The following is a 10832-nucleotide window of genomic DNA, read 5'->3' as shown; positions in this document are numbered from 1 at the left end:
GCCCGGTTACATTCCGAACCCGGAAGCTAAGCCTTTCAGCGCCGATGGTACTGCAGGGGGGACCCTGTGGGAGAGTAGGACGCCGCCGAACAATCTTTGTGGGGAAGCCCCGCACCTTATGGTGCGGGGCTTTTTCGCGTTTCCGGGCAGGTCATTAGGCTCTTGGGTATGCGCTATGGCCTGATCATTTTCGATAACGATGGTGTCCTGGTGGACAGCGAGCCGATCTCCAATCGGATACTTGCCGACCACCTCACCGCATCGGGTCATCCCACCAGCTACGAGGATTCGCTGCGCGACTACATGGGCGGTGCGATGCACCGGATTCATGAGAGCGTGCTGCGGCGGTCCGGGAAGCGCCTGCCGGCCGGGTTCGACGAGAACTTTCATGCCCGGGTCTTCGAGGAGTTCCGCAGGAGTCTGGAGCCCGTGGCGGGCGTGGGCGAGGTGCTGGAGAAGCTGGCCGCGGACGGGGTGCCGTACTGCGTCGGGTCGTCGGGGAGCCATGAGCGTATTCGGGTGGCGTTGACGAAGACCGGGCTGTGGGAGCGGTTCGCGGGGGCCGGCGGCGGTGCCGGAGAGCGGGTCTTCTCCTCGCAGGACGTGGGGCGGGGGAAGCCGGCGCCGGATCTCTTCCTGCATGCGGCACGGGAGATGGGGGTGGCCCCGGAACGGTGTGCGGTGGTCGAGGACAGTCCGCTGGGGGTGCGGGCCGCGGTCGCGGCGGGGATGGACGTCTACGGTTTCACGGCGATGACGCCGCCGGAGAGGCTGACGGAGGCCGGGGCCACCGCGCTGTTCGCCCGTATGGCGGAGCTGCCGGCGCTGTTGCAGTAGGGCACCGGCCTCGCCACCCCGGCAGACGCCCCGTGGAATCGGTGCTGTGATCCATCTACCCAGTGGTAGTGGGGAGTTCTACGCTGAGCGGCCATGACGGCCCCTCGGGTACCAGGAGCGCAGCTGCGGCACGGTCGGGCCTCGCTGGCCCTGAGCTTCTTCATCCAGGGCGCGGTCTTCGCCCTCCTCGTGACCCGAATACCCGCGATCCAGAACCGCTACGGGATCTCGGACGGTCTGTTGCCGGTGTTCCTGGCGGCGGTGCCCGTGCTCGCGGGGGCCGGCAGCGTCGTCACCGAGCAGCTGGTGAAGCGGGTGCGGCCCGGCCGGGTACTGCGCGCGGTGCAGCCGGTGGTGTGTCTGGCGCTGGCGGCGGTCGGGTCGGTCGGCTCGATGGCGCAGGTCGCGGTGGCGCTGGCCGTGTTCGGGCTGTCGGTGGGGGCGCTGGACGCCTCGATGAACATGCTCGGGGTGAGCCTGCAGCGGGCGTACGGGCGGAGCATCATGCTCGGGTTCCACGCGACCTACAGCCTGGGCGGCATCGTGGGCGCCTCGCTGGCCTGGGCGGGTGCGCACGGGAGGCTGTCGCTCGCGCTGCTCTACGGGCCGGTCGTGGCCGTCCTGGTGCCGCTGGGGCTGATCGCGGGCCGGTGGTTCGTGGACCAGGACCGGCGGGCTCCGGACGGGAGCGGGGAGGGGCCCACGGGGGCCGTGGTGCCCCTCGCGATGCGGCTGTTGGTGCCGCTGTGTCTGGTGATGGCGTTCGCGTACATCGGGGACTCGACCGTCTCCAACTGGAGCGCGAAGTATCTGCAGGACGTCCTGGGGAGCTCCGAGCAGCTCGCCACCGTTCCGTACAACGTCTACATGGTCACCACGCTGCTCGGGCGGGCGGTCGGGGACCTGGGGGTGCGGCGCTTCGGGGCGGTCGCGGTGGTGCGGACCGGGGCGGTGCTCGCGGCGGGCGGTTTCGCGGTGGTGGCGGCGGCTCCGGGGGCGTGGACGGGGATGGCGGGGTTCACGCTGCTGGGGCTCGGGCTCTGTGTGATCGTGCCCCAGACGTTCGCTGCGGCGGGGCGGCTGGCCTTCGAGAAGCAGGGCCCCGAGGCCGCGGACCGGGCCGTGGCGCGGCTGAACCTCTTCAACTACGTGGGCTTCCTGATCGGCTCTCCGCTGGTCGGCGCGCTCGGTGAGATCTGGAGCTACCGGGGGGCCATGCTCGTACCGATGGTCCTTGTCCTGGTGACGCTGGTGTACGCCCGCTCGTTCGGCGCGCCGGAGGCCCGATACGGTGACGGACATGAGCGGCCGCGCACAGCTGATGTGGGATGAGGCAGTAACGGGCTACGACTTCGGGTCCGGGCATCCGATGGACCCGGTCCGGCTCGCGCTGACCATGCGTTTGGTGGAGGCGTTCGAGCTGGACCGCGGGCCGCTGGAGGTGGTCGCGGCCAAGCCGGCCGGCGACTCCACCCTGCGGCTGGTGCATCGCGAGGACTACATCGCGGCGGTGCGCAGGGCCTCGGCGGACCCGGCGGCCGCGGATCTGTCGTACGGGCTGGGGACGGCGGACGATCCGGCGTTCGTACGGATGCATGAGGCGTCCGCGCTGATCGCCGGGCAGTCGGTGGGTGCGGCGGAGGCCGTGTGGCGCGGCGACGCGGCGCACGCGGTGAACTTCGCCGGCGGGCTGCACCACGCGATGCCGGGCGGGGCGGCCGGCTTCTGCATCTACAACGACGCGTCGCTGGCGATCGCCCGGCTGCTGGAGCTCGGCGCCGAACGGGTCGCGTACGTGGATGTGGACGTCCACCACGGCGACGGGGTGCAGGCGGCGTTCTGGGAGGACCCGCGGGTCCTGACGATCTCGCTGCACGAGCATCCCCGGACGCTCTTCCCGCAGACCGGCTGGCCGGAGGAGACCGGCGGGGCGGGCGCGGAGGGCAGCGCGGCGAATGTGGCGCTGCCGGCCGGCACCGGGGACGAGGGCTGGCTGCGGGCGTTCCACGCCGTGGTCCCGGAGCTGCTGGGGGCCTTCCGGCCGCAGGTGATCGTGACGCAGCACGGCGCCGACACCCACTTCGAGGACCCGCTGGCGCATCTCGCGGTCAGTCTGGACGCCCAGCGGGCCGTGGCGGAGGCCTGCCACGACCTGGCGCACGAGCACGCGGACGGCCGGTGGGTCGCGCTCGGTGGGGGCGGCTACGCGGTGGTGGACGTGGTGCCGCGCAGCTGGACGCATCTGGTCGCGATCGCGGCGGGCCGGCCGATCGAGCCGACCACGATGGTGCCGGAGCCCTGGCGGCACGAAGTGTTCCGCCGGACCCGGCAGTTGGCGCCGCACCGGATGACGGACGGCCGTACGCCGCAGTGGCGGGACTTCGTCGACGACGGCTACGACCCGGCCGACCGGCTGGACCAGGCGGTGCTGGCGACCCGCCGGGCGGTCTTCCCGGCGCACGGCCTGCTGCCGTAGGACTCCGGTCCCCCGTCCTGCCCCTGTAACGCCGTTACGGCGCCCCGGAAGCGCTCCAGGTGCCTGGTCCCCGCGAGCTCGCCCTCCGGGCCGTCCACCGCTCCGTACGGCTGGGTCCGGCGCCGCGCCCCACGGATGTGTGACTACCCGTCGGTCAGGGCAACCGTAGGCCGACCAACCGGACAGTATGGGACGCGTGTTGGGAACCGGGGCGCTGCGGGCGCACCTGATCGAGGCGCGGCTCGCGGGCACGATCGCGACCACGCGGGAGAAGAGCCTGGCGCGCTACCGGCTCTTCGCGGCACGCGACCCCAGGGCGCTGCTGGGGCTGGACCCCGAACGGGACTGGCCGCTCGGTGAAGTACTGCGACTGATGGGGCGGAAGTGCGGGGTTTCGGCCGATCCCGCGCACAGTTCCGGCCCTGATGTGATCGACCCGGACCGTACGCTCGCCGCGCTGGACGGGTTCGCCGAACGGGTCGCCGCGGCGGCCGGCCGCCGGGCACCGGTGCTGCTCGGCACCGGCCATCCGCACCGGCTGCTGGAGTTCTACGCCGCCCTCGCAGACGCCCTCTCGGCGGCGGGCTGCCCCGTCCTCACCCCGGCGTATGGCGCCCGTGTCGACATAGCGACCCGGTTCGGGGTACGTCCCTGCACTCTCACCTACGTACGGGGAGTCGCGCTGATGCGAGAACCCGGCGTGTGGGGCGCGCCCGGGGCCGGGGGCGTACACACCCATTCCCCGCTCCCGGTACGGACCGCTCTGGCGGCCGCCGCGGACGTTCCCGGGCCGCTGCCGGCGCTGGTGATCGGGGACCACGGTTGGGTCTGCGGGGCAGGTCAGCTGGGCTTTGAGGCGATCGGGCTGGCGGACACGGACGACCCGGCGCCGTTCGTCGGCCAGGCCGAGGGGCGGGTGTCCGTGGTGGTGCCGCTCGATGACGCCGTGCGGGCCGAGGATTATCGGCCGCTGGCCCGTTACGTCATCAATCATGCGGGTCTGTCACGTTAGGCGGCTGTTCGCTGCTCCTCTTCCCCACTCGCATCACCCGCCCCTAATCTGGGGAGTGAGCGCATAGCGACGAAGAGTCACCGGAGGGGAAGCCGGTGTCCGTCTTATGCGGAAGGTGCAGGTGTGACATGGCGGCAGACCAGAGGCCTCTGAACGAGGTCGTGTTCCTGACAGTGGCGGAAGTCGCCACGGTGATGCGAGTGTCGAAGATGACTGTGTACCGCCTGGTGCACAGCGGTCATCTGCCCGCGATTCGCGTGGGGAGGTCATTCCGGGTTCCGGAGCAGGCGGTTCACGACTACCTCCGGGAGTCCTTTGTGGGGGTGGAATCAGCCTGACGCGTCCGTCACCGACCCTCGGATTACGCCGTTCGCCCGGCGCCGGGTAGGCTGGCCCGATGTAGGTAGTGTGGGCTCGGACGCCCCGCACCGAGTGATTCGAAGTGAGCGAGGGTAGTCGTGGGCTCTGTTATCAAGAAGCGGCGCAAGCGGATGGCGAAGAAGAAGCACCGCAAGCTGCTCAAGCGCACCCGTGTTCAGCGTCGTAACAAGAAGTAAGCGACGCTGATCGCGAATTCGCGGCCCCCCATCGCCTTGTGCGATGGGGGGCCGCGGTGCGTTGTGGGCCGTATGGACGGTGGTCCGACGGAAATGCGGCCACGGGCATCCTGCGGTCATCACTGCGCAACACCGACCCGATAGCGTGGTCCGCATACCCCGACCAGGCGCGGTCGCGGCGGGAAGGAAGGGCTGATCTTGGGCAAGGTCGTGCTCGTCACGGGAGTCGCACGGCAATTGGGCGGCCGGTTCGTCCGCCGTCTCCAGCGCGACCCCGACGTCGACCGGGTGATCGGGGTCGACGCCGTGCCACCGGAGCACCATCTGGGCGGCGCCGAATTCCTCAGAGCCGATATCCGGCATCCGGCCATTGCCAGGGTCCTGGCCGAGACGGGCGTCGACACCGTCGTCCACATGGACATCAACGGCACGCCGCTGGGCAAGCGCGGCGGCCGCGCCTCGGTGAAGGAAACCAACGTCATCGGGACGATGCAGCTGCTCGGCGCCTGCCAGAAGGCCCCGAACGTGCAGCGGCTGGTCATCAAGTCCAGCACCAGCGTCTACGGCTCCGCGCCCCGGGACCCCGCCGTCTTCACCGAGACCACCACACCGAAGTCGCTGCCCAGCGGCGGCTTCGCCAAGGACATCGTCGAGGTCGAGGGGTACGTACGCGGCTTCGCCCGCCGCCGCCCGGACGTGGCGGTGTGTGTGCTGCGCTACGCCAACATCCTCGGGCCGTGCGCGGACTCCCCGCTCGCCGAGTACTTCTCGCTGCCCGTGTGGCCCACCGTCCTCGGCTACGACCCGCGGCTGCAGTTCGTCCACGAGGACGACGCCCTCGACGTGCTGCGGATCGCCGCCGCCGCACCCCGCCGCGGCACGCTCAACAGCGGCACGTTCAACATCGCCGGAGACGGGGTGCTGCTGCTCTCGCAGACCTCCCGGCGGCTGGGGCGGCCCACCGTCCCGCTGCTGCTGCCGACCGTCACCTGGGCCGGTACGGCGCTGCGGTCGATCGGCATCACGGACTTCTCGCCGGAGCAGATCCGGCTGCTCACGCACGGCCGGGTCGTCGAGACGACACAGATGCGCGAGACACTGGGGTTCCACCCGAAGTACACGACGGCGGAGACCTTCGCGGAATTCGCCCGCAGCCGCGGACCCGGGCTGCTGCCGCCCGAGTCCCTCGCCCGCACCGTCGACCGGCTCGCCCACGTGCTGCCCGCACGCAGCGGCCCGACCCAGTGAGGAGTTCATCCACGATGGCGGACGCCAAGGTCATTCCCTTCGGCGAGGAGCCCCGGGCGCGCAGGAAGGCCAGGCGGGCCGGGCGCGGGGGAGGCGGTGCGCCGCTGGCGCCCGTACCGGAGGCACGGACCGAGCACCCGCCGGCGGCGCCCCCGAAGCAGAGCCCCGGGCGGTCCCTGGACGAGCGGATCGCGGGCGGGCTGGCCTTTCTGCGGCGGCGGATCACCGGCGACTACGAGGTCGACGACTTCGGGTACGACGAGGAACTGACCGACCAGGTCCTGATGTCGCTGCTGCGGCCCTTCTACGAGAAGTACTTCCGGGTCGAGGTGAAGGGGATCGAGAACATCCCCTCCAACGGCGGCGCGCTGATCGTCGCCAACCACTCCGGGACGCTGCCGCTGGACGGCCTGATGCTGCAGGTCGGGGTGCACGACAACCACCCTGCGCAGCGTCATCTCCGGCTGCTGGCCGCCGACTTGGTGTTCGTCCTGCCGGTGATAAACGAACTGGCACGCAAGGCCGGACACACCCTCGCCTGCGCGGAGGACGCCCAGCGGCTGCTGGAGCGCGGTGAGATCGTCGGGGTGATGCCGGAGGGCTTCAAGGGCATCGGCAAGCCCTTCGCGGACCGCTACAAGCTCCAGCGCTTCGGGCGGGGCGGCTTCGTCTCGACGGCGCTGAAGGCCGGGGTGCCGATCGTGCCGTGCTCGATCGTGGGCGCCGAGGAGATCTACCCGATGATCGGGAACTCCAAGACGCTGGCGCGGGTGCTGGGGCTGCCGTACTTCCCGGTCACGCCGACCTTCCCGTGGCTGGGGCCGCTGGGTGCGGTGCCGCTGCCGACGAAGTGGACGATCCAGTTCGGCGAGCCGATCCCGACGGCCGGCTATCCGCCGGAGGCGGCGGACGATCCGATGCTGATGTTCAACCTGACCGATCAGGTACGGGAAACGATTCAGCACACCCTCTACAAGCTGCTGGTACAGCGACGCTCGGTGTTCTTCTGAGGGAAGGACCAGAAGAACACCGAGCGCGTCGGTGCCGGGGACCGCTCCGCTACTTCGGGAGGTCCTCGCCGTCGATGCCCAGGCCGGGAAGCAGCCCCGGGATCAGCGGCGGGAGGGTGACATCGGGCTGGCCGCCGGTGTCCTTGCCCCGTCCGTGGCCCCGGTCGTGCGGTGACGGGCTGCTGCCCTTGGACGGCGGGTCGAGCAGCCCGCCGGTGTTGCCGCCGAGCAGGCCGTCCTCCTGGGACGGCGAGGCCGACGGACGCGGGGCGTGCGAACCGCTGCGGTGCTTGCCGTGGGCGGACTTGCTGCCGGACGGCGCCGGGCGGTCCTCGGAGCCGGAGCCGGTGCCCCCGGAGGCGTGCCTCTCGCGGTGGTGGCGCTTGCTGTCCGGGGTGGGCGGCAGCAGCGAACGGAGCGGACCGACCTCCTTGTCCATGGCGTCGAAGACCGAACTGACCTCGTCCCGGACGTCCGTGAGCTGCACCGGGAGCCTGTCGCGCAGATGCGACCAGGTGCCGCGATGGGACCGGGTGAAGGAGTTCAGCGCCTGGATGGGGCCGAGCGAGCCGTCGCGTTCATAGGCCGCGTGCAGCAGGCGGTGGCCCTCGCCCGCGTCGTGCCGGATACCGGAGAGCGCCTTGCGGATCTCACCGAGCGACTCATGGTCGAGATCGGCGAGCCGGGCGCGCTCCATCAGCCGGCGGACCTCCATCATGCGGGTGGAGGCCTGGTCCAGCAGGAGCTGCCCGCGGTCGGAGTCGTCGTCGGCCATACCCAGCCGGAGATCCTCCATGCCCCGCTTGAGGCCGTAGAGGGAGTCGCCGGGGAGGGCGTCGGAGCTGGCCGCCGCGACCCCGCTGAAGGCGCCGGCGGCGACGCCGACCGTCAGCCCGCCGGCCGCCAGCCCCTTGGAGAGGCGGGAGCGCGGGCGCAGTCGGCCGATCGATTTGGTGGCGCGGTGCGCGCCCTTGTGTTCGCGCTGCTCGGGCACCCTGGCACCGTCGGACGGAGCGCCTTCGGCGAAGGCGGCCTCCATCGCAGCGATGAGCTGGGCGCGCTGGACAGTCTTGACCTCGGTGGCCATCTCCGGCCCCGGGAGTCTCCCGAGGCCGTCGGCGACCGCCAACAGCCGTGCTTCGCCCGGCGCTTGCGCCGGCTCGACCTGGTCCTCGGCCGCCGCGCCCTCGAGGACCTGCTCCTCCAGGGCCTGGGCGAAGGCGTTGGCCCGCCGGTGCACCGAGACATTTGCGATCACGGGCGGCACCTCCTCTCGTCATCCCGCTCGACTCCCCGGACTGGCTTTGACTGTCCAGATGGACCGGAGGGTTGCACGCCCTGTCCGCGGCCACTCGAACGAGTGAGAGGCAGCGGGCATGGCGTGACCGCATGGAGCCTGCATCCCGCACAACGAGCGGCGCGGCACTCGGGTTACGCACTCACGATGATCTGACCGACCGGGTACGGGAGGTCACCAAGAGTGAGCGTATGACGGCGTGGGACTGGTCGTCGGCCCATGTGGACAGGGGGTGGGTCAGCGGGCGTCTTCGGGGAGCAGCCGCGCGAGGGTGCGGACCGCGCGGTACTGGAGGGTCTTGATCGCGCCCTCGTTCTTGCCCATGACGCGGGCGGTCTCGGCGACCGAGAGGCCCTGCAGGAAGCGCAGCGTGACGCACTCCTGCTGTTGGGGGTTGAGCTTGCGTACCGCCTCCAGCAGGGCGGCGTTGGAGAGGGACTCGAGGACCGATTCCTCGGGGCTGCGCTCGACCTCGTTGGCGTCGAGCATCTCTCCGGTGGTGACTTCCAGGCGGAAGCGGGAGGACTTGAAGTGGTCGGCGACGAGGTTGCGGGCGATGGTCACCAGCCAGGCGCCGAAGTCACGGCCCTGCCAGGTGAACGTGCCGATGCGGCGCAGGGCGCGCAGAAAGGTCTCGCTGGTGAGGTCCTCGGCCGTGGCGCGGCCGCCCACGCGGTAGTAGATGTAGCGGTAGACCGTGTCGGCGTACTGGTCGTAGAGGCGGCCGAAGGCCTCGGCCTCGCCGGCCTGGGCGCGTTCGACCAGGTCCATCATGCGACGGCTGTCGCTGTCGGCGGGGCGGCGGGCGGTGGTCGTGCCGGAGCCCGAGCGGCGGGTTCTGCCGGCGGCCTTGCCGACCGCAGCGCTCCCGTCGGCCAGGGCGTAGCAGGGTCCGGCGGTGGGGACGGCTGAGGCGAATGCGGGGACGGCGTACGCGGTGGGGACAAAACTGCGCAGGTGGTCGACGAGTGTCGTACGCAGCGTAGCCAGGCCCGAGGCGTCAACCCCGACGTGTGGGTACACGGGACTCCCAGAGGCAGAGCTTCCATCACGTGCAGTGCGGGACCGTTCACTCGTCGTAGGGACGTGTGGGTTCCGGATTGCGTCTGAGGAGAATAACGCTTCGTACAGGCAGCGCTACACCCAGTTGCTCAAATCATCGATTAGTTACGGTCCGTGCCGGGTTGGTGGCAGATTCAGTATCGATTACTGAGCAACTATTGATCGGAAGGGAACGCAATCTGCCTGGTTGGAAGGCGTGTTGTGGCTGGCCGACAGCCGCGGGACTGACGGGACGGCGAAGGGGGTAGGGAGGGGGGATGGCCGTCCGGTCGGCGGGGTGATCAGACCTGGTCAGCGGCGTCGGCGCTGGAGCGCGACGGCGGCCGCGGCGCCGCCGGCGAGGGCCCCGACCCCGGCAGCGGCGGGGATGCCGATCTTGGCCGCTTTCCGGCCGGTGCGGTAGTCGCGCAGCCGCCAGCCCTGCTCCCGGGCGTGCTTGCGCAGCCGGCTGTCGGGGTTGATCGCGTACGGGTGCCCGACGAGCGAGAGCATCGGGATGTCGTTGGCGGAGTCGCTGTAGGCGGCGCAGTGCGACAGGTCCAGGCCCTCGCCGGCGGCCAGGGCGCGGACCGCCTCGGCCTTGGCCGGGCCGTGCAGCGGCTCGCCGACCAGCTTGCCCGTGTAGACCCCGCCGACGGACTCGGCGACGGTGCCCAGCGCGCCGGTCAGGCCGAGCCGGCGGGCGATGATGGTCGCGGTCTCGACCGGGGCCGCGGTCACCAGCCAGACCTTCTGGCCGGCGTCGAGGTGCGCCTGGGCCAGGGCGCGGGTGCCGGGCCAGACCCGCTCGGCCATGTACTCGTCGTAGATCTCCTCGCCGATGGACATCAGCTCGGCGACGCGGTGGCCCTGGACGATGGACAGCGCGCTGTTGCGGACGTCCGCCATGTGCTCGGGGTTCTCCGAGCCGGCCAGCCGGAAGTAGACCTGCTGCCAGGCGAAGCGGGCCAGGTCGCGCTTGTGGAAGAAGCGCCGCTTGTACAGGCCGCGGCCGAAGTGGAAGAGCGCGGCGCCCTGCATGACGGTGTTGTCCAGGTCGAAGAACGCGGCGGCCGCGGTGTCCCCGACGACCGGGAATTCGGGCTCCGCCGGCGTCTCCTCGACGGGCGGTGCCTCCTGGGAGGACTTGCGGGCGGCCTCGGCCGCGGCCTCCCCGGCCAGCACGCTGCGGGCCGTGGCGGGACGTCGGCGGCGCGGGAGCCAGCCCAGGTCGAAGAGCGCCCCGGAGGGCATCCAGCCGGTTCGGCGAGCGGGCGACATGCCGACAGCGTAGCCAGTTTGTTCGGTGCAGCCGGTTACGGGCGCGTGTCAGCGAGGCCCGAAGAGGGGGAAG

Annotated in this window: 11 protein-coding genes and 1 rRNA gene; 9 read left to right on the top strand and 3 right to left on the bottom strand. The window is 71.0% G+C overall.

The window, feature by feature from the left end; all coding sequences use genetic code 11:
• The 9 genes from rrf to ACWC9R_RS30850 form a co-directional block, all read left to right on the top strand.
• Nucleotides 1–91: ribosomal RNA gene (gene rrf, locus ACWC9R_RS30890) — 5S ribosomal RNA — on the top strand; the annotation flags it as partial.
• A gap of 77 nt (nucleotides 92–168) precedes the next feature.
• Nucleotides 169–837, top strand: a complete 669-nt coding sequence (locus ACWC9R_RS30885) for an HAD family hydrolase (RefSeq protein WP_450736440.1) — start codon at nucleotides 169–171, stop codon at nucleotides 835–837.
• A 93-nt stretch (nucleotides 838–930) separates the two neighbouring features.
• Nucleotides 931–2169, top strand: a complete 1239-nt coding sequence (locus ACWC9R_RS30880) for an MFS transporter (protein WP_450736439.1) — start codon at nucleotides 931–933, stop codon at nucleotides 2167–2169.
• Nucleotides 2138–3313, top strand: coding sequence for an acetoin utilization protein AcuC (locus ACWC9R_RS30875; RefSeq protein WP_450736437.1), 1176 nt, complete (start codon nucleotides 2138–2140; stop codon nucleotides 3311–3313). The genes ACWC9R_RS30880 and ACWC9R_RS30875 overlap by 32 nt, the downstream gene beginning before the upstream one ends.
• Nucleotides 3314–3509: 196 nt before the next feature.
• Complete coding sequence (locus ACWC9R_RS30870; RefSeq protein WP_450736435.1) at nucleotides 3510–4325, top strand: phosphatase; 816 nt, start codon at nucleotides 3510–3512, stop codon at nucleotides 4323–4325.
• A gap of 128 nt (nucleotides 4326–4453) precedes the next feature.
• Nucleotides 4454–4663: a helix-turn-helix domain-containing protein gene (locus ACWC9R_RS30865; protein ID WP_006604741.1), complete on the top strand. Its 210-nt coding sequence runs from the start codon at nucleotides 4454–4456 to the stop codon at nucleotides 4661–4663.
• A gap of 120 nt (nucleotides 4664–4783) precedes the next feature.
• Nucleotides 4784–4882: a 30S ribosomal protein bS22 gene (locus ACWC9R_RS30860; RefSeq protein ID WP_003948845.1), complete on the top strand. Its 99-nt coding sequence runs from the start codon at nucleotides 4784–4786 to the stop codon at nucleotides 4880–4882.
• 198 nt (nucleotides 4883–5080) lie between these two features.
• The gene (locus tag ACWC9R_RS30855; protein WP_362609083.1) at nucleotides 5081–6130 is read left to right on the top strand and encodes an NAD-dependent epimerase/dehydratase family protein; all 1050 of its coding nucleotides are present in this window, start codon (nucleotides 5081–5083) and stop codon (nucleotides 6128–6130) included.
• Nucleotides 6131–6144: 14 nt separating this feature from the next.
• On the top strand, nucleotides 6145–7140 hold the full coding sequence (locus ACWC9R_RS30850) for a lysophospholipid acyltransferase family protein (protein ID WP_450736433.1): 996 nt from the start codon (nucleotides 6145–6147) through the stop codon (nucleotides 7138–7140).
• Nucleotides 7141–7189: 49 nt separating this feature from the next.
• Here the strand turns inward: ACWC9R_RS30850 and ACWC9R_RS30845 are convergent, their stop codons facing one another.
• The 3 genes from ACWC9R_RS30845 to ACWC9R_RS30835 all read right to left on the bottom strand — a co-directional run bounded on the left by ACWC9R_RS30845 (nucleotide 7190) and on the right by ACWC9R_RS30835 (nucleotide 10732).
• Nucleotides 7190–8398 carry a DUF5667 domain-containing protein gene (locus ACWC9R_RS30845; protein ID WP_450736432.1) on the bottom strand — a complete coding sequence of 403 codons (1209 nt, stop codon included), beginning with the start codon at nucleotides 8396–8398 and terminating at the stop codon, nucleotides 7190–7192.
• 276 nt (nucleotides 8399–8674) lie between these two features.
• On the bottom strand, nucleotides 8675–9460 hold the full coding sequence (locus ACWC9R_RS30840) for an ECF subfamily RNA polymerase sigma factor, BldN family (RefSeq protein ID WP_450736430.1): 786 nt from the start codon (nucleotides 9458–9460) through the stop codon (nucleotides 8675–8677).
• A gap of 330 nt (nucleotides 9461–9790) precedes the next feature.
• A complete protein-coding gene (locus ACWC9R_RS30835; protein WP_362609151.1) occupies nucleotides 9791–10732 on the bottom strand; it encodes an HAD family hydrolase in 942 nt (313 codons plus the stop codon).
• Nucleotides 10733–10832 lie beyond the last annotated feature (100 nt).

The sequence above is a fragment of the Streptomyces sp. NPDC001219 genome (assembly GCF_053597915.1).
This window is presented reverse-complemented; position numbering and strand designations above follow the sequence as displayed.